At 60.7% G+C, this 23,251-nt stretch carries 21 protein-coding genes; 9 read left to right on the forward strand and 12 right to left on the reverse strand.

Features of this window, described 5'->3' with window-relative positions; all coding sequences use genetic code 11:
- Positions 1-73: 73 nt before the first annotated feature.
- From ACVI9W_RS25425 to ACVI9W_RS25455, 7 genes are all read right to left on the reverse strand, one after another.
- Positions 74-1,084, reverse strand: a complete 1,011-nt coding sequence (locus ACVI9W_RS25425; protein ID WP_157192640.1) for a YeiH family protein — start codon at positions 1,082-1,084, stop codon at positions 74-76.
- Positions 1,081-1,407: a Rieske (2Fe-2S) protein gene (locus tag ACVI9W_RS25430; RefSeq protein WP_461531716.1), complete on the reverse strand. Its 327-nt coding sequence runs from the start codon at positions 1,405-1,407 to the stop codon at positions 1,081-1,083. The genes ACVI9W_RS25425 and ACVI9W_RS25430 overlap by 4 nt, the downstream gene beginning before the upstream one ends.
- Positions 1,404-2,057, reverse strand: coding sequence for a DsbA family oxidoreductase (locus tag ACVI9W_RS25435; RefSeq protein WP_461531717.1), 654 nt, complete (start codon positions 2,055-2,057; stop codon positions 1,404-1,406). The genes ACVI9W_RS25430 and ACVI9W_RS25435 overlap by 4 nt, the downstream gene beginning before the upstream one ends.
- Complete coding sequence (locus ACVI9W_RS25440; RefSeq protein WP_461531718.1) at positions 2,054-3,373, reverse strand: MFS transporter; 1,320 nt, start codon at positions 3,371-3,373, stop codon at positions 2,054-2,056. Before ACVI9W_RS25440 ends, ACVI9W_RS25435 begins: the two co-directional genes overlap by 4 nt.
- Positions 3,374-3,481: 108 nt before the next feature.
- Positions 3,482-4,534, reverse strand: coding sequence for a beta-keto acid cleavage family enzyme (locus tag ACVI9W_RS25445; protein ID WP_038611040.1), 1,053 nt, complete (start codon positions 4,532-4,534; stop codon positions 3,482-3,484).
- 57 nt (positions 4,535-4,591) lie between these two features.
- The gene (locus tag ACVI9W_RS25450; protein ID WP_038611043.1) at positions 4,592-5,440 is read right to left on the reverse strand and encodes a TauD/TfdA dioxygenase family protein; all 849 of its coding nucleotides are present in this window, start codon (positions 5,438-5,440) and stop codon (positions 4,592-4,594) included.
- Positions 5,441-5,453: 13 nt separating this feature from the next.
- A complete protein-coding gene (locus tag ACVI9W_RS25455) occupies positions 5,454-6,434 on the reverse strand; it encodes a quinone oxidoreductase family protein (protein WP_191832537.1) in 981 nt (326 codons plus the stop codon).
- Positions 6,435-6,628: 194 nt separating this feature from the next.
- Between ACVI9W_RS25455 and pdxR the strand changes: the two genes are divergently transcribed.
- From pdxR to ACVI9W_RS25470, 3 genes are all read left to right on the forward strand, one after another.
- Complete coding sequence (pdxR, locus tag ACVI9W_RS25460; protein ID WP_342622199.1) at positions 6,629-8,128, forward strand: MocR-like pyridoxine biosynthesis transcription factor PdxR; 1,500 nt, start codon at positions 6,629-6,631, stop codon at positions 8,126-8,128.
- Between the two features lie 112 nt (positions 8,129-8,240).
- On the forward strand, positions 8,241-9,302 hold the full coding sequence (locus ACVI9W_RS25465; RefSeq protein ID WP_461531719.1) for a sugar phosphate isomerase/epimerase family protein: 1,062 nt from the start codon (positions 8,241-8,243) through the stop codon (positions 9,300-9,302).
- 32 nt (positions 9,303-9,334) lie between these two features.
- Positions 9,335-10,603 (forward strand): MFS transporter, encoded by a 1,269-nt coding sequence (locus ACVI9W_RS25470; protein ID WP_461531720.1) that lies wholly within the window; start codon positions 9,335-9,337, stop codon positions 10,601-10,603.
- Between the two features lie 114 nt (positions 10,604-10,717).
- Here the strand turns inward: ACVI9W_RS25470 and ACVI9W_RS25475 are convergent, their stop codons facing one another.
- Together ACVI9W_RS25475 and ACVI9W_RS25480 are read right to left on the reverse strand one after the other, a co-directional pair.
- Positions 10,718-12,619 (reverse strand): potassium transporter Kup, encoded by a 1,902-nt coding sequence (locus ACVI9W_RS25475; protein WP_461531721.1) that lies wholly within the window; start codon positions 12,617-12,619, stop codon positions 10,718-10,720.
- Positions 12,620-12,802: 183 nt separating this feature from the next.
- Positions 12,803-13,681 (reverse strand): Dyp-type peroxidase, encoded by an 879-nt coding sequence (locus tag ACVI9W_RS25480; RefSeq protein WP_461531722.1) that lies wholly within the window; start codon positions 13,679-13,681, stop codon positions 12,803-12,805.
- Between the two features lie 136 nt (positions 13,682-13,817).
- Between ACVI9W_RS25480 and ACVI9W_RS25485 the strand changes: the two genes are divergently transcribed.
- A complete protein-coding gene (locus ACVI9W_RS25485) occupies positions 13,818-14,720 on the forward strand; it encodes a bile acid:sodium symporter family protein (protein WP_461531723.1) in 903 nt (300 codons plus the stop codon).
- 41 nt (positions 14,721-14,761) lie between these two features.
- Here ACVI9W_RS25485 and ACVI9W_RS25490 read toward each other — a convergent pair whose 3' ends face one another.
- Together ACVI9W_RS25490 and dksA are read right to left on the reverse strand one after the other, a co-directional pair.
- A complete protein-coding gene (locus ACVI9W_RS25490; protein WP_461531724.1) occupies positions 14,762-15,397 on the reverse strand; it encodes a DUF1826 domain-containing protein in 636 nt (211 codons plus the stop codon).
- A 19-nt stretch (positions 15,398-15,416) separates the two neighbouring features.
- Positions 15,417-15,833, reverse strand: a complete 417-nt coding sequence (gene dksA, locus ACVI9W_RS25495) for an RNA polymerase-binding protein DksA (protein ID WP_461531725.1) — start codon at positions 15,831-15,833, stop codon at positions 15,417-15,419.
- 68 nt (positions 15,834-15,901) lie between these two features.
- Here dksA and ACVI9W_RS25500 point away from each other — a divergent pair, with 68 nt between their 5' ends.
- The 5 genes from ACVI9W_RS25500 (at position 15,902) to ACVI9W_RS25520 (ending at position 22,273) form a co-directional block, all read left to right on the forward strand.
- Positions 15,902-16,462, forward strand: a complete 561-nt coding sequence (locus ACVI9W_RS25500) for a gamma carbonic anhydrase family protein (protein ID WP_461531726.1) — start codon at positions 15,902-15,904, stop codon at positions 16,460-16,462.
- A 2-nt stretch (positions 16,463-16,464) separates the two neighbouring features.
- A complete protein-coding gene (locus tag ACVI9W_RS25505; RefSeq protein ID WP_461531727.1) occupies positions 16,465-17,802 on the forward strand; it encodes a dihydroorotase in 1,338 nt (445 codons plus the stop codon).
- A gap of 304 nt (positions 17,803-18,106) precedes the next feature.
- A complete protein-coding gene (locus tag ACVI9W_RS25510; RefSeq protein ID WP_461531728.1) occupies positions 18,107-19,588 on the forward strand; it encodes an APC family permease in 1,482 nt (493 codons plus the stop codon).
- A 61-nt stretch (positions 19,589-19,649) separates the two neighbouring features.
- Positions 19,650-20,843, forward strand: a complete 1,194-nt coding sequence (locus ACVI9W_RS25515; RefSeq protein WP_461531729.1) for an iron-containing alcohol dehydrogenase — start codon at positions 19,650-19,652, stop codon at positions 20,841-20,843.
- Complete coding sequence (locus ACVI9W_RS25520; RefSeq protein ID WP_461531730.1) at positions 20,840-22,273, forward strand: aldehyde dehydrogenase family protein; 1,434 nt, start codon at positions 20,840-20,842, stop codon at positions 22,271-22,273. Before ACVI9W_RS25515 ends, ACVI9W_RS25520 begins: the two co-directional genes overlap by 4 nt.
- A 3-nt stretch (positions 22,274-22,276) precedes the next feature.
- Here the strand turns inward: ACVI9W_RS25520 and ACVI9W_RS25525 are convergent, their stop codons facing one another.
- Positions 22,277-23,173: a LysR family transcriptional regulator gene (locus ACVI9W_RS25525; protein ID WP_461531873.1), complete on the reverse strand. Its 897-nt coding sequence runs from the start codon at positions 23,171-23,173 to the stop codon at positions 22,277-22,279.
- Positions 23,174-23,251: the final 78 nt, after the last annotated feature.

The following is a 23,251-nucleotide window of genomic DNA, read 5'->3' on the forward strand; positions in this document are numbered from 1 at the left end:
GGCGCAAAGGTGACTAAGCGCCACCACCGCCAATGGATATGCCCTCAAACCCGAGGGCATATCCCCAAAATCCCTACAGTCCCCAGTGCATCAACGCCAACACCAACAGCACCAGAAACACCGTCTCCCCCACCATCAACGCAATGGGCTTGAACCCAACCTTGGCCAGTTCCTTGAGCTGCGTCTTCATCCCCAGAGCACTGATAGCCACCACCAGACACCAGCGCGACAGATCATTGACCCCGCCCTGGACCACAGTGGGCACCCACCCCGTACTATTCAGACAGGCCAGCAACACAAAGCCCACCGCAAACCACGGCAACAGCGGCGGCCGCTGCCCGGAGGCATCATCCCCTGCCCGCCGGGTAATCATCGCCGCACAGACAATCACCGGCAGCAACATCGCCACCCGCATCAGCTTGACCACCGTGGCAATGTCCCCGGTCTCGGTGGACATGCTGTACCCCGCCCCCACCACCTGCGCCACATCATGAATAGTGGCACCAAGAAACACCCCGGCCTGCGGCGGTGACAACTGCAACCAATCAGCAATCATCGGATAAAGAATCATCGCCAGGGTCGACAGCGCCGACACCCCAATCACCGTGAACAGCGTCGCATGCTCCTTCTGCCGGTGCGCAGGCAACGCCGCAGCCAGCGCCAACGCCGCCGACGCGCCACAGATTGCCGTCGCACCGCCCGTGAGCATACCGAACAGCCGATTGAAGCCCATGGCCTTGGCAACCACCATCGACACACCAATGGTCACCACCACAATAATGACCACCAACGCCACCGGCTTCCAGCCAAGGCTGGCAATCTGCTCCAGAGTAATACGCATGCCCAGCAGCGCCACACCGATGCGCAGCACCGTGCGCGCGGTAAATTCAATCCCGGCCTTGCAGCTGCCGTCAGCAGAGAGAAAGTTCAACGCCATGCCCAGCAACAGGGCAAACAACATCACCGGCGCATCGTAATGCTCGCTGAGAAAACTCGCCGCACCCGCCGCGATCAGGCTCACGACAAAACCTGGCGCAAGTGCTCGCACCCGGTTGTTAACGGCGGCAATTGCCATGCTGCTCATTGGCCAGACTCCTCGGACTCGATCACGATAAACAGCTGCTCGCCCTGCCACTCGACCGGGTAACTGGCGACCTTGAGCTGGGTGGAATTGAGCAGATAACCACTGGCCAGATCGAAACGCAGGCCATGCGCGCAACACTGGATCACTCGCCCTTCCAGGCGCCCGCCACACAAAGACGCGCCCTGATGCGGGCAGCTGTCGTCGATGGCGTAAAACACATCGGCGACGTTGAACAGCGCCAGGCTCTTGTTATCAAAATTCAGCAGCACACGGCTGCCGCGCGCCGGCACCTTGGCCAGCGGTACGGGGTATCGGTAACTCATGCCAATGCCGCCTGGCCCAGCGCTTCACGCATGCAGCCGAGCAGCACTTCGGCGGGTTGAGCACCGCTCACCACCAGCTGCCGGTTGAAGCGAAAACAAGGCACACCCTCGCCTGTGTAGTCGTCTGCACCGATAAACGGGCTGGCGTCACCGCGCAGACAATCGGCGACCTGCGCCGGGCTCAAGCCGCAGTCCTGGGCGATCTGCAGCAAGGTGACCGGATCGCCCAGGTCCTTGCCCTGCTGGAAGTAAGCCGCAAACAGTTCTGCCAACAACGCCTCGACACGCTCCGGCTCGCCCAGGGCCACCGCGCGTTGCAGTAGGCGGTGGGCATCGGCGGTATTGGGCATGCGGCTGATACGGGAGAAATCGATGTTTACGCCCGCAGCCTCAGCCGCCGCACGTACCTGAGCCTGACGCTGACGCACCGCCTCTTCGCTGCCCAGGCGCTTGCGGTAGAAGGCTTCGAACGGCTGGCCAGTCCTGGCCATATCCGGCAGCAGTTGCACACCCCGCCAACGCAGGTCGACCTCAACTTCAGGCTGTTCAAGGCGCAACTGCTCAAGCGCACGTTGCAAATGACGCTGGCCAATCAGGCACCAGGGGCAGATGAAGTCGAAGAACACATCGATGGATAACGTTTGTTTCACGGTTTTACCTCTTGGATCTGCCCCGCGTCAGGTGCTGGTTGCACCGTCCCCTCCAGGCGAGCCATGTCGCTGTGGTAGTGGCGCTTGGCAATAAAAAACACCGCAGCGGCGCCGATGCTGATCAGCGGCACCAACTGGAACGCGGCCTGCAGGCCGATGATGTCGGAAACCCGGCCGGTAATCAGCGGCCCGGTGGCCAGGCCCAACAGGTTGTTGGACAGGGTCAGGGTGGCAAAAGCGGTGCCATGCACCGAATAGTGGGTCAGGTTGGCGACCATGGCGCTGGACGGGCCGTTGGTGCCGACGGCAATCATCATGCCCAGGCAGATCAACACCAGTTGCGCAGTGCCCGAGGGCAGCGCAAAGGCCACCGACAACAACAGGCAACTGCCCAGGCAGTAGGCGATGGCCAGGCTGATCTTGCGGTCCGGACGCTGGCGACCCAGGCGGTCACAGAGCATCGCGCAGAGAATCGTGCCGATACCGCTGCACAGCACGATAATCGCGGCAACTACCCCGGCCTTGTCGGTGCCCATGGCGTAGTAGCGGTTCAGGTAGCTGGGCATCCACACAATCACCGTGCCACCTACAAACAGTTGCAGGCCACTGGCAACATAAGCGGCGATCACCGAGCGACTGCTATACAAGGTGCGCAACGGACGGCTTACCTTGCAGGGTACCGTCGAGCGTGGCGGCGAGATCTTCGCCTCCTTGACCAGCAGTGGATACAACAACGCCAGCATCAGGCCGAAAAACGCCATGCCGGCGAATGCCCAGCGCCAGCCCAGATGCTGGGCCATGACCCCGCCCAGGGCCATGCCCAGCACCGAGCCGAACATGCCACCGGCCATGAAGGCACCGGCCAGGGTTGCGCGCATGTCGCGCGGGAACACCGCGACCACCACGGCGATGCCGACGCTGCCATAGGCCGCTTCGCCAACACCCACCAGAAAGCGGGCAACAAACATCTGCTGGTAGTTTTCCGCCAGGGCGCACCCCAGGGTGGCCAGGCTCCAGAGCACGGCCATCAGCACCAGGCTTTTGACCCGGCCAAAACGGTCGGCCAGCAGAGACAGGGGAAAAGTCAGCAGCCCGACCATCAGCGCAACGATACCGCTGAGCAGGCCGAGCTGGCTGTCACTCAGAGCCCATTCGCTCTTGAGCAGGGGAAATACCGCGTTGAGCACCTGGCGCGACATGTAGTCGGAAATCAGCAGGCCAAAGGTCAAGGCGAAGACAATCCAGGCATAACGCCTTGGAATGCCACGTGAAGTGTCGGCACCGTCATCTGCGGCGCTGGCGATATAGGCGGCCATGCTGCCTCCTCTGTTGTCTGGCGTAAGTCTTGTTGTTATCAGAAGCCTGACTAACAGCGCTTTGGGCTGGAATGGGTCGACCCGCCGTCACAGGCCGACCCTGTCCGGTCAGCCGCGCTGCGGTACACCTTTTTGGCCCGGCAGGCGGTTAGGCGCCATGCCGTTGGCTTTGAGGGTTTCTTCGATGCTGCTGTACTGCTGACCGATGCGGTAAATGGCACGGGCTTCTTTACCGTTGGCGATTTCACGACCCAGTTCATGGGCAACGCGCACGGTCTGCTTGATCTGCTCGACCGAGCCGAAGCGCTTGCCGCTGTGGTCGATGATGGTGTCTTCGTTGCCGCAACGTGGGTGCAGGCCCATGGCCAGGGCCATGGTGTTGAACGGCAGCACGTTCTTGAGCAGCGATTCTGCGGTCAAGGTGCAGCCATCCGGCGCGCGGTGGATGAAGTTGAAGAAGTTGAACGGATTAGGGCCGTCGAAGCCGCCACCGATGCCGATCCAGGTCAGGTTCAGCGGGCCCATGTAATCGCCGCGGCGCACGATGCGCTCGAGGGTTTCCAGGGCATGCATGCCGGTCAGCTGGAAGTGCGGCTGGATGTTGCTCGCCTGCAGGCGGCGCAGGTGTTCGCAGACCCAGGCCGGGCCGGCCGGTACGGTCATTTCGCTGTAGGCGGCCTGAATCGCCGGGTTGGCCAGGGAGGTGCCTTCCAGGTACTCCGGATACAGCAACTCCATGATGTTCATTTGCGTGGTGTTGATCGCCACGGTGACCTGGTCAGGCTTTGGCGTGAGCTCAGCGAGCATGTGGCGGGTGTCATCAGACAGCCATTTGGCCGCTTCGCCGTCGCTTTCAGGGGCGAAGGAAATCGAGCCGCCCACCTGGATGATCATTTCCGGTACCGCTTCGCGCACACCGGCAATCAGTTCATTGAACTTGGACAGACGCTTGGAGCCTTTGCCATCGAGTTCGCGTACATGCAGGTGAAGCACAGTGGCGCCCGCTTCATAGCAGTCAACGGCCTTCTGGACCTGTTCGTCCATGGTCAGCGGAATGTCTTCGGGAAAGTCCTCAGGCATCCATTCCGGGCCGTAAGGGGCAACGGTGATTACCACCTTTTCCATGTTTTCCGGGTGCAACGAATCATCGAAGAATTGCATTCTATGGTCCTCGGTCTTGTTATTGTCTTGCTCCGCCAGGTAGCGGATGGCTAATGCTTAGAAGGTTCGGTCGCCCTTGATCCCGGCGCGCTCCATCTTGCGATGGCAGGCCGGGTAGTCCATGACCGCGTAGTGTTGGGTGCTGCGGTTATCCCAGATCGCAATGCTGTTGGGCTTCCAGCGCCAGCGCACCTGGTACTCGGGCAGGTATGCCTGGCTGATCAGGTAACGCAGCAAATCGCCGGCACCCGGGTTGGCGTCCTGGCCAAAACGTACCCGCTGCGGGGTGTGGTAGTTGGTGAAATGGGTGGTGAAGGCGTTGACGAACAGCACCTGTTCCCCGGTTTCCGGGTGGGTGCGCACCACCGGGTGTTCGGCGTCGGGGAACTGGGCTTTGAGCGCCAGGCGTTTTTCCATCGGCATCGCTGCACCAAAGCTGGCTTCGATGCTGTGCCGGGCGCGCAGGCCTTCGATCTTCTGCTTCACCTCATCCGGCAGGTTCTGGTAGGCCAGCACCATGTTTGCCCACATGGTGTCGCCACCCACCGGCGGGCACTCCACACAGCGCAGCACACAGCCCATGGGCGGTGCTTCGCGCCAGGTGGCATCGGTGTGCCAGGCGTTCTCGTAGCGGTCGGCGGGCTGGTCCGGGCGCTTGTAGATCTGCACCAGGCCCGGGTGGTCCGGGTCGCTGCCGGCTACCGGGTGGTCTTCCAGCTCACCGAAGCGCCGGGCAAAGGCCACATGCTCGGCGCGGCTGATGTTCTGGTCGCGCAAAAACAGCACCCGGTGCTTGAGCAATTGCGCCCGGAGCTGGTCGAACAGGTCGTCATCGTGAACCGCATCCGCCAGGTTAACCCCGGACACCTCAGCGCCGATGGCGCAGGTCAATTGTTCGATGTGCATGCTACAGCCCTCTTCAGATGACGAAGATCGAAGAACCGGTGGTTTTGCGTGCTTCCAGGTCTCGGTGCGCCTGGACTGCATCCTGCAGGGCGTAGTGCTGGTTGATTTCAATCTTGATGCGGCCGCTGCTGACGTGATCGAACAGCTCACCGGCAAGGTCGGCCTTCTCCGCCGGGTCGGCGATATAGTCAGCCAACGCCGGGCGGGTCAGGTGCAGCGAGCCTTTCATCGCCAGAATCTGCGGATCGAACGGCGGGATGGTGCCGGACGCAGTACCGACGCAAACCATCAGGCCACGGCGCTTGAGCGAGTCGAGCGAGGCCATGAAGGTGCTTTTGCCAACGCTGTCGAACACCACGTTGACGCCGACACCGTCGGTCAGCTCGCGTACGCGCTTGGCCACATCTTCATGGCTGTAGTTGATGGTGTGGGTGCAGCCATGGGCCTTGGCCACTTCGGCTTTGGCTTCGGTGGACACGGTGCCGATCACGTTGACGCCGAGCAGGCGCGCCCACTGCGAAACGATCAGGCCAACACCACCGGCAGCGGCGTGCAGCAAAATCGTGTCACCGGCTTTGAAGTCATACAGGCGGCGCATCAGGTAGGCCGAGGTCAGGCCGCGCATGGTCATTGCCGCTGCGGTTTCAAAGGCGATGGTTTCCGGCAGCTTGATCAGCGCCGCGGCACCGATCAGACGGTCGGTGCAATAAGCGCCGAGCGTGTTGAGAAAACCGGTGTAGGTCACGCGGTCGCCGACCGCCACGTTGGTCACCCCCTCGCCTACCGCCTGGACCACACCGGCCGCTTCCACGCCCATGCCGTTGGGCATCGGAATCGGGTAGGTACCGTTACGGAAATAGGTGTCGGCGTAATTCAGGCCGACTGCAACCTGGCGCAGGCGGACTTGCCCCGGACCAGGCTCGCCGACTTCAGCGTCTTCATAGCGCAATACTTCGGGACCACCGGTTTCATAGAAGCGTACGACTTTGGCCATGCTTGTCACTCCAATCATCCATTCGGACGCGTTGCGTCTGTTTTTGTTGATTGGACTCTATGCGCAACGCCTGCGGGGTGCTTCGCATCCAGCGACAAGGTGTTTTCATTTGATGACACAGTGTGCGCCGCTGGCTGCCTGCAAGGGTTTCTCGTACGATTACCAGGCCTTTTTCACCTGCCAACGAGCACCCAATGAAGTCCCCCTCCGGTTTGCTGCTATCGGGTATTGAGCTGGATCGCGACAGTGCCACCCCGCTTTACCGCCAGCTCTACCTGCAGATTCGCAAACAGATCCTCACCGGGCGCCTGCAAGGCGGCATCCGCCTGCCGTCGACGCGCACCTTGAGCCAGGAGCTGAACCTCTCGCGCATCACCCTGCTCAATGCCTTCGATCAACTGATCGCCGAAGGCTTTCTGGTGTCGCGCACCGGTGCCGGTACCTATGTCGGTGACGAGTGGGAGCGCTCAGGCCAGGGCAGCACGCCGCCAACAGCTGCAGCGCCGCGACTGTCCGACCTCAGCCAGTCGATGCTGTCGTTGCGCAGTCATCATTTTCGCGGTGTGTCCTACTCGCACTACAGCCCCGATACGCCAACCTCCTTTCTACCCAGCCACGGCGCATTCGAAGCCTTTCCCCAGCTTGTCTGGAAGCGTCTGATCAGCCGTCATGTGCAAAAACCGAGCAAGGCGATGCTCGGCTATGGCGAGTTGCAGGGCCTGGAGGATCTGCGTCGGGCCATCGCCGACTATGTGTTCGATGCCCGCGGCATCGACTGCAGTGCCGACCAGGTGGTGATCGTTTCCGGCGCCCAGCAAGCCTTCAACCTGCTGGCCATGCTGCTGCTCAACCCCGACGACCCGGTATGGATGGAAGATCCCGGCCATATCGCCGCACGCATCGCCTTCCAGGCCCACGGCTGCCAGGTCGTGCCGGTGCGTATCGACGACCAGGGCATTGATGTGCAGCAAGGCATCGCCGACAGCCCCGACGCCCGCCTGGTGTTCACCACCCCCTCGCGTCAGCACCCGCTGGGCGTCACCCTGAGCCACGGCCGACGCCTGGAGCTGATCGAATGGGCCGCGGCCAACCAGCGCTGGGTCATCGAAGACGATTGCGACAGCGAACTGCGCTACAGCGGGCGGCAATTGCCGGCGCTGTATGCCATGGACCAGAGCGATCGGGTGATCTACGTCGGCACCTTCAGCAAAGTGCTGTTCCCGTCGCTGCGCCTGGGCTATGTGATTCTGCCGCAGGCCTTGGTCGAGCCGTTCTGCACTATTCGTGCGGTGATGGACCGCAGTCCGCCCACCCTGTTGCAGGCAGTCACCGCTGACTTCATGGCGGAAGGTCATTTCATCGGGCATATCCGGCGCATGCGTGCGCTTTACCAGGCCCGTCAGCTGTGCCTGCTGGAAGTACTTGAACGCCGGCTCGGGCACTTCTTCACCATCGCACCGGTTGAAGCCGGCATGCACCTGATTGCCTGGCTGCCGCAGCACCTGGACGACCAGGAAATCGCCCGCCAACTGGCTCAGCACGGCGTCCACACCTATGCCTTGAGTGACTACTGCCTGCAGCGCTACCTGCCCCCTGCCCTGTTGATCGGCTTTGCCGGCACCGCGCAGGAGCTGGCCGAAGCCAAGGTCGAGGCCCTGGTGCAGGCGCTCAAGGCCATGGGACAGCCGGTATAGCCGTCGGCCAGTGGCCTTATCATTTGCTTCGTAATGGATCTATCGAGCGTTCCCCAGCGGCGCGATAAAGAACGCGCCGGTAGAACCGGTGCCCGCACCAGGAACGACTCGAATGAATGCTATCCAAGAACGCTTCACCCGGTTGCTCGATAACAAGACTAAAGGCGCCGCAGCGCCGGTGCTGTTGACCCGCGAACTGGCCACCCGCCTGATCGAACGCATTGATCAGGTGCGTTTGTTTGCCCATGCCTATCCGTTACTGACCAACCTCACCCACGGGCGCCTGACGCCTTCCGACCTGCTCGACTTTGCCTATCGCCATGAGCTCAAGGGTTTGAGCCTGCACATGCTCGACGGCGAGCACAACAGCCTCTCGCAGATGAATGCCGGGCAATTGCGCGCCTTCGCCGACAAGGCCCGCCAGCTCGAACTTGAAGTACACCTTGAAATCAGCAGCACACTGAAGCCGGACGTTGATGCGGTGATCGCCGTGGCCAATGCCATCGGCACCCGCAACATCCGCGTGTACTCGCGCTACGAAGGCACGCTGTCGCAGGTCATGGACACCATCGCCGGCGATCTGCACTACCTCGGCCAGCAAGCTGACCTGCATAACCTGAACTTCGACTTCGAGCAGCATGAAGAGCTCAAGAGCGATGAAATCGCCCAGTTGCTCAAGCAGGCCAATCATCCGCGTCTGCATGCACTGTTCGACTTCGGCAACATGATCAACGCTTGCGAGCAACCGCTGGAGGCCTTGGCAAACCTGGCCCCGCACATTCGCCAGGTACACCTCAAAGGTGTGCGGGTCGTCCCGGAAGCACAGGGCTTTGGCCATTACGGTGTGCTTCAGGGTAGCGCCGAAGACGACCTGCCCAGCCCGCGCATGGTGTACGAGCTGTTGATGCTCGGCGAACAGCGTCCGCAGGTGATCGCCTTCATCCTTGAACAGGAAAACCACTACATCGCCCCGGCGTTCCGGCAATCCAACGAACCTGCCGACCCCTTTATCGCCTACCGCGAAATGAGCGATACACCGCTGCCTGCAGGCTTCACCCTTGAGCAGATGCTAGCCGGCGAGCAGCGCTGGGCGAACAACCAGGTCAGCTATGTCAAAGGCCTGCTCGCCGAACTGCGCACCCTGGCCGAACTGAGCCTGGCCACCAGCGCCTGACACCGCGACCCCACTACGCCTGGAGAATAACAATGACTGCGCAAGACAAGGCCAAATGGTTCAAATTCCTGATACTGATCCTCGGTGGCGGCACCATCTACAAGCTGGCCAACCTCAAGGACGCGTTCTACGTACCGATGCAGACGTTCATGGGCTTGTCCCATACCGAGATCGGATTGCTGCTCAGTGCCAACGCCATTATCGCGACCGGTCTGTTCGTGGTCGGCGGCCTGCTTGCCGACCGTTTCGACACCCGTAAACTGATTCCTGTCGGCCTGCTTGGCACGGGCGCGCTGGGCTTGTATCTGGCGACATTCCCGCCGTTCAGCAGCCTGATGATCGTCTTTTGCCTGCTGGCAGTGTGTGCCGACTGCATCTACTGGCCGGCGCTGCTCAAGGCCATTCGCGGGCTGGGCAATGACAAGGAACAGGGGCGCCTGTTCGGCCTGCTCGAAGGCGGTCGCGGGGTGGTCGACACCCTGGTGGCGTTCTCGGCGCTCGGTGTGTTCATTGTCATGGGTGCTGCTGAAGCGGGTCTGAAAGCCGCCATCGTGTTCTATTCGCTCATCGACATCGCCGCAGGCGTGCTGACCTGGTTTCTGCTCAAGGGCAACCACAGCGCACCGATCGTTGGCCCGAAGAAAAACCCGCTGGCCAACCTGCTGGAAGCGATCAAGGTCCCGGCAATCTGGGTGGTCAGCTGCAACGTGTTCATGGTCTACATCGTTTACTGCGGCCTGACCTACTTCATTCCCTACCTCAAGGAAGTCTATGGCTTGCCGGTTGCGCTGGTCGGTGCCTACGGCATCATCAACCAGTACATGCTGAAGATTCTTGGCGGTCCGGCCGGTGGCTTCATTGCCGACAAACAGTTCAAGAGCCCCAGCCGTTACCTGAAATGGGCATTCCTGGCACTGCTGCCGTTGATGGTGATCATCCTCATGGTGCCCAAGAGCCCGGGTTACATCTATGCAGGCATGGCCGCGACGTTGTCCTTCGCCTTTATCGTGTTCTCGATGCGTGGGGTGTTCTGGGCGCCTATGGGCGAAGTGGGGATCGCTCCGCACATTACGGGCTCAGCCTTCGGTATCGGCTGCCTGATCGGCTATGCACCGGGCATGTTTGCCTATGTGGGCTACGGCGTCATTCTTGACCACTTCCCAGGGCAGCAGGGTTACAACTATGTGTTCATGGCGATGATGGGGCTGGCGGTGATCGGCTTTGTAGTTGCCAGCTTGATGCACCAGTTGGTGCGCAGTAATGCTCAGGTTGCAGGTGCAGGGGCGCAAACAGCGGTATAAGCAATCGCACTGTGGGAGCTGGCATTGCCAGCGATGCAGACGGCGCGAATTAGCTGACACCGTGCCGCTACCATCGCCGGCAAGGCCGGCTCCCACATCATCAAGTGATCCCCATCACATCTCTACTTGCGTCCCCAGCTCGATCACCCGGTTGAGCGGCAGATTGAAGTACTTCAGGTTGCTGTTGGCGTTCTTCAGCAAGAACGCAAACAGCCCCTCACGCCAACGCGCCATGCCGATACGTTTGGTCGGGATCACCGTCTCGCGGCTGAGGAAATAGGTCGTGCCCATCGGGCTGAAATCCAGCGCCGGTACATGGCACAGCTGCAACGCGGCCGGCACATCGGGCTCTTCGATAAAGCCGAAGTTGAGGTTCACCCGATAGAAACCATCACCAAAGTCCTGTACCTCAAAACGCTCGGACACCGGCACCCGTGGGCGATCCTGAGACACCACAGTCAATAACACTACCCGTTCATGCAGCACCTGGTTATGCAGCAGGTTGTGCAGCAACGCATGCGGCACGGCGTCGGCCCGGGCAGTGAGGAACACCGCTGTGCCCTGTACCCGGTGCGGCGGCTGCGAGCGGATGCTGCTGATGAACAATGGCAGTGGCAAGGCCGATTCATCCAGGCGCTCGACAATGATCTTGCGCCCGCGCTTCCAGGTGGTCATGAGGATGAACAGCGCGATACCGGCGATCACCGGGAACGCCCCGCCCTGGAAGATCTTCGGCGCGTTGGCGGCAAAGTACAGGCTGTCGACCAGCAGGAAACCCAGCAACAGCGGCACTGCCAGCCAGCGTGGGGTCTTCCACAACAGCAGCACCACTGCCGCCGAGAGCAATGTCGTGATCAACATGGTGCCCGTCACCGCCACCCCGTAAGCCGCCGCCAGGGCACCGGAGGATTCGAAGCCGATCACCAGCAGCACCACACCGACCATCAACGCCCAGTTCACCGTGCCGATGTAGACCTGCCCTTGTTCCTGGCTAGAGGTGTGCTGGATGAACATGCGCGGCACATAGCCGAGCTGGATGGCCTGGCGGGTCAGCGAGAAGGCGCCGGAAATCACGGCCTGGGAGGCAATGATGGTCGCCAGCGTGGCCAGCCCGACCATCGGCAGCAACGCCCAGTTCGGCGCCAGCAGAAAAAACGGGTTACGCACCGCCTCGGGGTTGCCGAGGATCAGTGCGCCCTGGCCGAAGTAGTTCAGCACCAGGCCTGGCAACACCAGCAGAATCCAGGCGCGGGCAATCGGTTTGCGGCCAAAGTGGCCCATGTCGGCATACAGCGCTTCGGCACCGGTCAGGGCCAGCACCACGGCGCCCAGAATCGCCACACCGATACCCGGGTGCACCACAAAAAACTGCACCGCCCAGGCTGGATTCATAGCCAGCAGCACTTCCGGGCGCTGGACGATGCCGTACACACCCAGTGCGCCCAGCACGCTGAACCACAGGACCATGACCGGCCCGAACAGGATGCCGATGCGTGCGGTCCCGTGTTTCTGGATCAGGAACAGGGCCACCAGCACCACCACGGCGATCGGCACCACCCAATGCCCGATGCCATCAAACGCCAGCTGCAGGCCCTCCACTGCCGACAGCACCGAGATTGCCGGGGTGATCATGCTGTCGCCGTAGAACAGCGCCGCGCCAAACAGGCCGAGCAACACCAGCACCCGGCTCAAACGCGGATAGGGTGCCGCCGCGCGCCGCGCCAAAGCGGTCAGCGCCATGATGCCGCCCTCGCCCTGGTTGTCGGCACGCAGCACGAACAGTACGTATTTGATCGTCACCACCCAGATCAGCGACCAGAACACCAGCGACAGAATGCCCAGCACGCCGTCATGGTTGGCCTGCACGCCGTAATGACCGGCGAAGACTTCTTTGAGGGTGTACAGCGGGCTGGTGCCGATGTCGCCATAAACCACGCCGACGGCGGCGATGAGCAGGCTGATTGATGAGTTTTTTACGGGGGAATGGGCGGTTGCGGAGGATGCGGCTTGGCTCACGATAGGACGTCTCGGAACGGAGGGTCTGGAAACGCTGCCAGTATCCCTTTATGCGTAACGAGCCTTCGTAAAGAGTCCGTAATTTTTTTTAACAATTAACTTTATATCGCGGGGCAAGTCGAGTCGTCGCACCGCCGCTCCCACAGTGGTTGTCTGTGGGAGCGGGCTTGCCCCGCGATTGAATTAGCCCAGCAACGCGCTCAAGTCGAGCCCTTGGGCGCTGAGCGGTGGGCACCAGTAGTAACCACCGGTCAGCGGCCGGCTAAAGCGGTACAAGGCGTCTACCACACCGTCTTCCAGGCCGCTCATGCGCCGCAGCTGCACTTCAAAGGCATCGAACGAGTGACCGAAGGCCAGAAACGCCAGGCCCGCACCGCGCTCATCGGCCCACGGCATGGAGCGACGCACGATAAACGCCTCGGGCTCATAACTTTCCTGGGCCGTGCGTTTGACGTGAGCCGACTCCGGCGCGTCATCCAGTTCTTCATTGTCAGCTTTACGGCGGCCAATGATGTTGTCCTGCTCTTCCTGCGGCAGCGCCTTGAAGCAATCCAGGTCGTGGCGCCACAGCTGGAAGGCGGCAAAGCTCGAACCGCTCAGGCCGGGTACGTCAGTGGCCAGGATAGCGGCGTCGACCGCGGCGTCTTCCACCGGGTTTTCCGTGCCGTCTTCATAACCGGTCAGGTCGAAGCCGGTTTTGTGACGGAAGGCATCGGTGGCTTCAACCAGGCTAAAGGCCGGTGCCAGCAGTTTTTCCAGGGCCTGGCTGAGCAACCACAGGTCGCCGCGGTCGTCACCGCGCAACCACAGCCACAAGTCGTGCTGGGTGCACGGGTTGTCCACCGCCGCGGTCAGCTGCGGAAACGCACGCAAGCCCTCGATGCTACGACCCAGCACCTGCACCAGCGGCGCACCGAACCCAGCCACCACGCGGCTGCCATCGACCTGCTGTTGCAATACGTCAAGCACACCTGGCAGCGCGGCCGACGTGTGCAAGGTGAAGAACAGGTGACGGGCTTGTGCTGGAATCGGGGCGGCGAGAACGCCTGGCTGGAATTGCATTGGTGATCGGATCCTTAAGTAAAGCGTGAATGCTACTGCCTGGCGCCTGGGTCCACAAGGATCAGCGGGGAGCGGAGTACACGGCTCAGAATCCTCGCCTACACTGCCGTTCATCCCTTTTTTGTGAGCCTCCGACATGACTGCATCGCCACTGCTCAGTGCTTTTCTGCCGATTGCCTTGGGCTTCATCATGCTGGGACTGGGCCTGACCCTGACCCTGGCCGATTTCGCCCGCGTGGTGAAATTCCCCAAACCGGTACTGATCGGCCTGGCCTGCCAGATTCTGCTCCTGCCTTTTATCTGCTTTCTGATCGCCAAAGGTTTCGGCCTGGCTCCCGCGTTGGCAGTAGGCCTGATGCTGCTGGCGGCCTCCCCTGGCGGCACCACGGCCAACCTGTTCAGTCACCTGGCCCATGGTGATGTGGCCTTGAACGTGACCCTGACTGCGGTCAACTCGCTGATTGCGATCCTGACCATGCCGCTGCTGGTAAACCTGTCACTGGCCTACTTCATGACCGCCGACCAGGCCATTCCCCTGCAATTTTCCAAGGTGCTGCAGGTGTTCGCCATTGTCCTGGTGCCGGTGGCCATTGGCATGTTGATCCGCCGCTTGGCGCCGGGGTTTGCCGCGCGCTTGGAGCGGCCGATGAAGATCATTGCCGCGCTGTTTCTGGTGTTCACCATCGTCCTGGCGATGGTCAAGGACTGGCAGACGGTCGTTGACTATGCCCCGGTGGTAGGCGGCGCAGCACTGCTGTTTAACCTGCTGAGCCTGGGCATCGGCTACTGGCTGCCGCGCTTGCTGCAGATCCCCAAACGCCAGGCGATTGCCATCGGCATGGAGATCGGCATCCACAACGGCACCCTGGCCATTGCCCTGGCGCTTGCGCCGAGCTTGCTGAACAACTCGACCATGGCGATTCCGGCGGCGATTTACAGTTTGATCATGTTCTTCACCGCAGCGGGCTTCGGCTGGTGGGTGAACCGCGGGCATGACACCGTCCCGGTAGGAGCGGGCTTGCCCCGCGATGCGCGATGAAATTCAACCCCGAGGGGGACGAGGCGCCCCCTCAGACTCAGTCAGCCTAACCAGTCGAGCGTCACCAACAAGCGCCTTTCGCCGATTGGCGGTTGCGGCGAGCGGTGAATCAGCCCTCCTCCCTCATTGCCGATCCACTTCTCGCCCTTTGCCAGCAGTACATGGCCGGCCTTGCACCGCTCTATCAACCCCGCATCGCCGGGCTCGGCCGCCGGGTCGCCCAGACGATGGCGCGCCATCACCCCTTCACGCAACCACTCACTGCCCACCCCGGCGTAGCTGGTGATCAACCTGACAGGCACATGGTCGACATGAAAGCGTGGGCACATGGCCTTGTCGAGAATACGCAGACGCAGGCCGATACGTTTGGTGTCGAACAGGCAGGCAAAGGCGCTGACCAGCCAGCTCAGGTCCTGCACAAAGGCCCCCTGCCCGGGCAGATCACTATAGCCCTCGACCAGGCCACTCAAGTTCGGCGTATGCTCCGGGCTGGCCAGCTCAAGCACGATGGATTGCCCCAGCGGCTCGCCCTGAGCGAGCAAGGCCGTGGCAAAATCGTTGATTTGCGCCGGTAGCTGGCGCTGCCAGACGGCCAGATTTACCTCATCGCGCAGCACCTCACAGAGCACGTTGATCTGCTCGCTGCTTATCTGCCTTAACGGCTGACGATCATTCATGTTTCGGGCTCCGTCAGGTTCAGGCGTGGCGCAGATGTTTTTCACGTTGCTCCTGGCGTTCTTTGGCTTCGATGCTCAGGCTTGCGGTGGGCCTGAGCAGCAAGCGCTTCAAGCCGATCGGCTCACCGCTTTCCCGGCACCAGCCGTATTCGCCGCAGGCCAGGCGTTCGAGGGCTTCATCCATCTTGTCGAGCAACTTTTTCTCCCGTTCCAGCAGACGCAATTGCCAATGGCGCTGCTCTTCGGCACTACCGATGTCGGCGGGGTCGCTGCTGGTGTCGCGCTCGCGCAGGGCTATGAATTCTTCGTCGATCCGGTTTTGCAGCTCGGCACGCTGGCGAAGCAACAAGCTCCGGAAGAACTGCTGTTGCGCGGCATTCATATAGTCATTCGCCGGCTGAGCCAGCAGCTCGGCCTCGGTGAATACGGTGGACATGGATGGAGGCTCTACCTGATGTAATGATGTTATAACATAACATATCTTATTCATCGAGAGCACACGCCATGATCCGCAAAAACCCTTCCGGCCATCTGCCTGTGATTGCCGAGTCCGCCTACGTGGATAAAACCGCAATCATCTGTGGCAAGGTGATTATCCATGACAACGTCTTCGTCGGCCCCTATGCGGTTATTCGCGCCGACGAGGTAGATGAAACCGGCGACATGCAGCCGATCATCATCGGTGCCAATTCCAACATCCAGGACGGCGTGGTGATCCACTCCAAGTCGGGTGCGGCAGTGACCATTGGCGAACACAGTTCCATTGCCCACCGCTCGATCATTCACGGTCCTTGCCAAGTGGGACATCGCGTATTCATCGGTTTCAATAGCGTGCTGTTCAACTGCGCCGTAGGTGATGGCTGCGTGGTACGGCATAACGCCGTGGTGGACGGCTGCGATCTGCCTGCGGGCTTTCACGTCACCTCAACCCAGCGCATCGGGCCGAACACCGATCTTGCCAGCCTGCCGCGCGTCAGTGCCTCGGCCAGCGAATTCTCCGAAGACGTGGCCCGCACCAATATCGACCTGGTGCGCGGCTACAAAGCCCTGCAGAACGAGTTTTGACCATGAGCAACCTACTGATCCGTAACGCCCGCCTGGTCAACGAAGGTCGCGAGTTCGATGCCGATGTCTGGGTGCATAACGGTCGTATCGAGAAAATCGCCAGCAGCATTGATGGGGGCAGCGCGGACATCGAAATCGATGCCGCCGGCCAGTACTTGCTACCGGGGATGATCGACGATCAGGTGCACTTTCGCGACCCTGGCGCCCCGCACAAGGGCAGCTTCGCCACGGAGTCGCGCGCGGCAGTGGCCGGCGGCATCACCAGCGTGATGGACATGCCCAACACCAACCCGCCCACCTTGACCCTGGACGCTCTGACCAACAAGGAGCGCCGGGCTGCTGCCTGCTCACGGGTTAACTACGGCTTTCACTTTGGCGTCAGCACCAACAACCTGGATACCGTCGCCGGCCTTGACCCCAAGCGCGTTGCCGGAGTGAAGGTTTTCATGGGCGCATCCACCGGCGACATGCTGGTCGATGACATGCCGTCCCTTGAGCGCTTGTTCGCCGACTGCCCGACAGTGCTGCTGGCACACTGTGAGTACACCCCACGGATCCGCACGCGTGAGGCCGAGTTCCACGCGCACTACGGCGCTGAGATACCCCCGGCCATGCACCCACTGATTCGCGATGCCGAGGCCTGCTACCAGTCCTCCAGCCTGGCAGTAGCGCTGGCCAGGCGATTCGACACCCGCCTTCATGTGCTGCACTTGACCAGCGCCCGTGAACTGAGCCTGTTTCGCTGCGCTCCGTTGGCAGAAAAACGCATCACTGCCGAGGTCTGCGCCCATCATCTGCTGTTTGATGACAGCGACTACTCGCTGCTCGGCCACTTGATCAAGTGCAACCCGGCAATCAAAACCCGTGCCGACCGCGATGCCCTGCGCCAAGCCTTGCTCTGTGGCCAACTGGATGTAATCGGCACCGACCACGCTCCACACACCCTGGAAGAAAAGCAACGGCCCTATGCTCAGGCTCCTGCCGGCCTGCCATTGGTGCAGCACGCCCTCCCCGCCTTGCTGGAACTGGTAACCGACGGCGTGCTGCCACTTACCACTCTGGTGGAGAAAACCAGCCATGCGGTGGCCGAACTGTTTGCCGTCGAAGAGCGTGGCTTTCTGCGTGAAGGCTACTGGGCCGATCTGTGTCTGATCGAGCGCCTGAATGAACCGTACCCGGTGCTATCCGAGCCGTTGTTCGCGCACTGCGGTTGGACGCCGTTCCAGAGCCGAAGCCTGCGGCACAAGGTGCATACTACCCTGGTGTCCGGCCAAGTAGCCTGGCACCAAGGCCACGTACAGGATGACTGTGTAGGCCTGCCGCTACGCTTCAATCGCTAACCTCTACTTTCGGGAACTGCCCACGAATTCAGCGGGGGCGTTCTCACTCCCATACGCCATCCAAACATCAATTTATCTAGATGTCAGCCTTCAAACATATGGATTCATTCTGATGTATGGCTCCTTTACTCTTAATTCGCTCCTTTCCCCAAGGAGCACGTTTCGTCGGTACGCCTGAACACAAGGCGATCCTAAAAATAATGTGTTTGCCGACTCAAGGAATTCCTATGTCAACCTCGTTCGCACCTAACCGTGCCTGTCGTTGCACACGCGTCAGCAGCTCCACTTCTTCTGGAGGTGGGCAATGAGTGCTTCACCATCTCGGCAAAGCGCCGATGAACATCTGTTACACAGCCAAGGTTATTCCCAGGAATTGCACCGTGGGCTTTCCCTTTGGTCATCCTTTTCCGTCGGGTTCGCCACGGTGTCACCTGTGGTCGGGATCTATTCGGTGATGTCATTGGGGGCGATGAGCGTCGGCCCCTCCTGGGTCTGGGTGGTCCCGCTGTGCCTGGCATTGCAGTTGCTGGTGGCCCTGGTCTACGCCGAGCTGGCCTCGCAGTACCCGCTCGCCGGCGGTTGCTACCAGTGGGTCAAGCGCCTGGCGGGTGACCGCTGGGCATGGTTTACCGGGTTCATGTATCTGGCCTCGGCATTGGCCTCATTAACCACAGTGGCCTATTTGGGCGGGTTCTGGTTATGGCTGTTTTTCACCGGCGAAGCGCCCTCAGCCAATGCGCAAGTGTTCAGTGGCGCGGTGCTGTTGCTTCTGGGGCTTGGGGTGAATCTGTTCGGTATCAACCCGCTGAAGTACTTCGTCAGCGCGGGCATTATTGCTGAAGTCATCGCATCCGTTGTTATCGGCGTGTTGTTGCTGGTGTTTTTCCGCAACCATTCGTTTTCGTTGTTGCTTGAAGGTTTGACCTCTGCACCCGGTACTGACAGTTCATATTTGTCGGGTTTCCTGACGGCTATGGCGGTCGGCGGCTGGGCCTTCCTCGGCTTTGATGCCTGCTCGCAAGTTTCCGAAGAAACCGCGGATGCCCGGACGTCGACCCCGCGTGCCATCTTGCGTTCGATGATTCTGGTCGGCTTGACCGTGATGCTCACCGCATTTGCCGTCACCTTGTCCTACACCGATACCGCCGCCATGGTTTCCGGCCAGGTCATCGATCCAGTCACACCCGCCGTTGTCGACGCTTTTGGCGCCTGGTCGGAACGACCGTTCGTGGGTGTTGTACTGGTGGCGTTCATCGCCTGTGTTGTGTCGGTACAGACTTATATAGGTCGCGCGATTTTCGGCATGGCACGGGATTCAATCCTGCCTGCTTCGGCTTTCCTGCGCCGCGTAGACAAACGCAAAGTGCCCTTTGTGGCGATGGTGTTCAGCACCCTGTTCGCCAGCTTTGGCTTGACGCTGGGCTTGAACGCCACAGCCGTTGGCACCTTGATCGCGTTTGGTAGCGGCGGCTTCTTCGTGGTGTTTTTGATCGTAGTGACCTGCGCCCTGCTCGCTCGCTTGAGCGGCAAATGGAAAGCCGAAACGGGAACCTTCAGCCTTGGCCGCTGGGGTGTGCCGATCAATCTGGCAGCGTTCTGCTGGCTGGTATTCGAAAGTATCAACGTAGCGTGGCCACGTGAATCGCTCGCACCACCCGGGGCCCCGTGGTTCCAGGTGTGGGCGGTAATCCTGGTGTTCTCGATCCTGGCGGTACTGGGCCTGATCTACATGATTTACGCCAAACCCTATCAACGAACGCTCAATCCACAACCGAGCCTGCAATAACGCCCCTTGTCTTGTCGTGCCAGGCGCATCAGTCATGCGCCTAGCCGGTCTGGAGTTTCAAATGTCCTCTGTTCACTACTGGAATTACCCCACCGATATTTTCTGCGGATCCGGTGCACTTGGCGCACTGGCCGAACGGTGCAAATTGCTGGGGATGCACAACCCGTTGCTGGTCACCGACCCCGGCATGCTGGCCCTGGAACCTTTGGCGCTATTGAAGGCTCACCTGACGCAAGCCGATATACCGTTTGCTGTATTCAGCGATGTTGCCAGCAATCCGACCATGCAAGACGTCGCGCTAGGCGTTGAAGCGTTCAAGGCTGGCAAGCACGACTCGCTGATCGCTTTGGGCGGCGGCAGTGCCATGGATGCGGCCAAGGGCATTAGTCTTGCCGCCGTCGATGTTCAAGGTCTGGACCGTTTCGAATGGTCGCAGGTCATTGTCCACTATCCCACCCTGACGGACTTTCCACACCTGGACCTTCCGCGCCTGATAGCCTTGCCGACGACCGCTGGCACCGGCTCGGAGCTGGGTCGCGAAGCTGTGCTGACGCGCAGCGAAGACAGCATCAAGCGGGTAATCAGTCACCCTGAGCTGCTCCCGGCAACGGTAATCCTCGACCCGGTACTGACTCGCGGTTTGCCAGCGGCTTTGACGGCGGCGACGGGAATGGACGCCCTGACCCATCACATCGAAGCCTTTTGCTCGCCCTTGTATCACCCAATGTCTTCTGGTGTTGCGGTCGAAGGCATCCGGCTGATTCAGCAACACTTGGTCCACGCCCATAGCGACGGCCAGAACATGGTCGCCCGGGAAGGCATGCTGGTCGCTTCCGCCATGGCCGCAGTGGCCTTCCAGAAGGGTCTGGGCGGCGTGCATGCCCTCGCCCACCCGCTGGGTGCCCGCTATCACAAGCATCACGGCCTGTTGAACGCGATCCTCTTGCCCTACGTCTTGCTTGCCAACCGGGACACCATCGAAACAGGCATCGGCCGACTTGCACGCTACCTGGAATTGCCTCAGCCAGATTTCGAAGGTTTTCTCGACTGGGTACTGGAGCTGCGCAAACGCCTCGGCATACCTCATTCGCTGAGTGAAATCGGTCTTGATGCAGACGATGCTGCATGGGTCGGAGAGCAGGCGCTTGCCGACATTTCCTCTTCCGATACCAATGCCTGTGTTCTCGACGCCGATGATTACAGCCAAATTTTCCGCAACGCCGTTCACGGCGTTCTGCAGGGAGCGAAACCATGACCGCCGCGCATTACATCGGAGGGCGCTGGGTATCAGGTGACAGTGCTGATTGCATCACCGTTTACGATCCGTCTCTGGGCGAGCCTTTTGCCGAACTGACTGCGGCAACGCCCTCACAGGTCGATCAGGCCATCGCCGCTGCGCGTCAGGCGCTTCCCGCATGGCGCAACAGCAGTGCGTCCCAACGTGCAGCCTATTTGAAGGGTTTCGCCGAACAGATCGAACTGCGTCGCGAAGCACTGATCACGCTGCAAATGCAAAACAACGGCAAGCCTCGCCACGAAGCTGTGGTGGACATCGATGATGCCATCGCTACGTTCAACTATTACGCCGGTCTGGCCGAACGGCTGGATGATCTGCAGGACCGTGAGGTGCTGCTGTCCGTACCCGGTTTCACCGCCCACACGCGTTTTGAAGCGGTGGGTGTTGTCGGCTTGATCGTGCCGTGGAACTTCCCCTTGGTCACCAGCGCCTGGAAGCTCGCACCGGCGTTGGCCGCCGGCTGTACCGTAGTGATCAAACCATCGGAAATCACTCCGCTGATCGAACAGACTTACGGACATATCGCCGATGCCCTGGGCCTGCCGGCGGGCGTGTTGAATATCGTTGGTGGTAAGGCCGAAACAGGCGCAGCGCTCAGCAACCATCCGGGCATCGACAAGTTGTCGTTTACCGGTAGCAACGCAGTCGGCAGCCAGGTGATGAGCAGCTCGGCCGCCCATTGCCGGCTCGTCACCCTGGAGCTGGGTGGCAAGTCCGCGATCCTGGTATTCGACGATTGCGATCTGGACCAGGCGGTTGAATGGATTGTCGCCGGTATCTGCTGGAATGCCGGGCAAATGTGCTCGGCGACTTCGCGCCTGCTGGTACAGGACAGCATCGCTGATGCGCTGACCCTACGTTTGAAGAGCGCATTCGAAAAGCTTCGGTTGGGCAATCCACTGCATGGCGAGGTCGATATGGGGCCGCTGACCAGCCAGGCGCAGTGGTCCAAGGTGAACACTTATTTTGCCATCGCCCGCACTGAAGGCTTGCAGTGCGTAACCGGCGGCGACGTGCTGCATGATCCGGGCTGGTTCGTTCACCCGACGATCTATGCGGACGTGCCGCCTACCAGCCGCTTGTGGACCGAAGAAATTTTTGCGCCGGTGTTGTGTACCCGTCGCTTTGCTTCGGAGGCAGAGGCGTTGGCGTTGGCCAACGACAGCCGCTTTGGCCTTGTCGCCACCGTCATCAGCGCCGATCTGGTTCGGGCAAAACGCGTCGCCGATGCCCTGGATGTTGGCCACGTCTGGATCAACTCGGTTCAGGCGGTGTTCGTCGAGACCTCCTGGGGGGGCACAAAAGGCAGTGGTATTGGCCGTGAATTGGGGCCGTGGGGACTGTCCGCGTATCAATCGGTCAAGCATGTTACGCGCTGTCTTGGTTGATACCTACAGCGGGTGTTCGGCCAGTAGATCATCGATGAAGGCACGCACCGCTTCACTTTGATGGCGCCCGACATGGGTGATCATGCTGTGCTGCACTTCGTAACGCAGCGTCGCTGGATGCAAAGCGCGCATTTGTCCGCTTGCCAGCCACGGCCGGGCGTAATGGGCTGGGAGATAGCCCAAATGTGTCCCGGCCAGCACGCCATGGGCCACCGCTTCCATATGATGGGCGGTGGCCGATGCCCGGGTCGGTGCGACAGGCAGAACGGCATTGGCCGGCAGGAAGCCATGCGTGATCCAGTCAACGGCTTGCAACTGTTCGACGCTTGGTTCGGGCACTTCGAACAATGGGTGTTGGTGCCCGCAGAAAATGCCGATCTCTTCTTTGTACAAGGGCTGGTAGGCCAAGGTCGGTAACGGCCGGCTGAAATAGGAAATGGCCATGTCCAGTTGCCCGTCAATCACCGCTAATTCAAGCTCCGTAGGCGAATTGACGAAAATGTGCAGATGCATGTCGTGTGCACGTTGATAAAAACGGGCGATAGCTGCATCGATTCTGGCTGTCGGCAAGGTCGCGATATTGTCGGCCAGGCCAAGATACAGATCCCCTACCAGGCACCCGGCCAGGTCCTGGGCTTCGTCGCGAAAGGCATCCACCGCGCCAAACAAGGTTGACGAGGCCTTAAGGATGCGCTGACCTTTTTCGGTCAATCGAAACCCGCCCTTACCCCGTTCGCAAATTCGATACCCGAGGCGCTTCTCCAAGCCTGAGATATGTGTGCTGATGTTGGACTGGCTCATGTTCAGCTCGGCCTGGGCCGCGGTAAAACCGCCACATTTAACGACGACGGAAAAAATCCGCAGCAAGCGCAGATCCATGTCCGTTATGTTTCTGATCACGGGCTTCTCGTCAGGAGGAAGTGAATTGGTCACGCTCGTGGGTGCGCGTATATGGGCGCTATTCAACGTCAGGGCAAG

It is taken from the genome of Pseudomonas sp. 210_17 TE3656, assembly GCF_054821965.1.

Excerpts from the sequence above, each read along its gene's own strand:
- ACVI9W_RS25425 (WP_157192640.1), bottom strand. The coding sequence starts at position 1,084 with ATGAGCAGCATGGCAATTGCCGCCGTTAACAACCGGGTGCGAGCACTT.
- ACVI9W_RS25430 (WP_461531716.1), bottom strand. The coding sequence starts at position 1,407 with ATGAGTTACCGATACCCCGTACCGCTGGCCAAGGTGCCGGCGCGCGGC.
- ACVI9W_RS25440 (WP_461531718.1), bottom strand. The coding sequence starts at position 3,373 with ATGGCCGCCTATATCGCCAGCGCCGCAGATGACGGTGCCGACACTTCA.
- ACVI9W_RS25445 (WP_038611040.1), bottom strand. The coding sequence starts at position 4,534 with ATGCAATTCTTCGATGATTCGTTGCACCCGGAAAACATGGAAAAGGTG.
- ACVI9W_RS25450 (WP_038611043.1), bottom strand. The coding sequence starts at position 5,440 with ATGCACATCGAACAATTGACCTGCGCCATCGGCGCTGAGGTGTCCGGG.
- ACVI9W_RS25455 (WP_191832537.1), bottom strand. The coding sequence starts at position 6,434 with ATGGCCAAAGTCGTACGCTTCTATGAAACCGGTGGTCCCGAAGTATTG.
- pdxR (WP_342622199.1), top strand. The coding sequence starts at position 6,629 with ATGAAGTCCCCCTCCGGTTTGCTGCTATCGGGTATTGAGCTGGATCGC.
- ACVI9W_RS25465 (WP_461531719.1), top strand. The coding sequence starts at position 8,241 with ATGAATGCTATCCAAGAACGCTTCACCCGGTTGCTCGATAACAAGACT.
- ACVI9W_RS25470 (WP_461531720.1), top strand. The coding sequence starts at position 9,335 with ATGACTGCGCAAGACAAGGCCAAATGGTTCAAATTCCTGATACTGATC.
- ACVI9W_RS25480 (WP_461531722.1), bottom strand. The coding sequence starts at position 13,681 with ATGCAATTCCAGCCAGGCGTTCTCGCCGCCCCGATTCCAGCACAAGCC.
- ACVI9W_RS25485 (WP_461531723.1), top strand. The coding sequence starts at position 13,818 with ATGACTGCATCGCCACTGCTCAGTGCTTTTCTGCCGATTGCCTTGGGC.
- ACVI9W_RS25490 (WP_461531724.1), bottom strand. The coding sequence starts at position 15,397 with ATGAATGATCGTCAGCCGTTAAGGCAGATAAGCAGCGAGCAGATCAAC.
- dksA (WP_461531725.1), bottom strand. The coding sequence starts at position 15,833 with ATGTCCACCGTATTCACCGAGGCCGAGCTGCTGGCTCAGCCGGCGAAT.
- ACVI9W_RS25500 (WP_461531726.1), top strand. The coding sequence starts at position 15,902 with ATGATCCGCAAAAACCCTTCCGGCCATCTGCCTGTGATTGCCGAGTCC.
- ACVI9W_RS25505 (WP_461531727.1), top strand. The coding sequence starts at position 16,465 with ATGAGCAACCTACTGATCCGTAACGCCCGCCTGGTCAACGAAGGTCGC.
- ACVI9W_RS25510 (WP_461531728.1), top strand. The coding sequence starts at position 18,107 with ATGAGTGCTTCACCATCTCGGCAAAGCGCCGATGAACATCTGTTACAC.
- ACVI9W_RS25515 (WP_461531729.1), top strand. The coding sequence starts at position 19,650 with ATGTCCTCTGTTCACTACTGGAATTACCCCACCGATATTTTCTGCGGA.
- ACVI9W_RS25520 (WP_461531730.1), top strand. The coding sequence starts at position 20,840 with ATGACCGCCGCGCATTACATCGGAGGGCGCTGGGTATCAGGTGACAGT.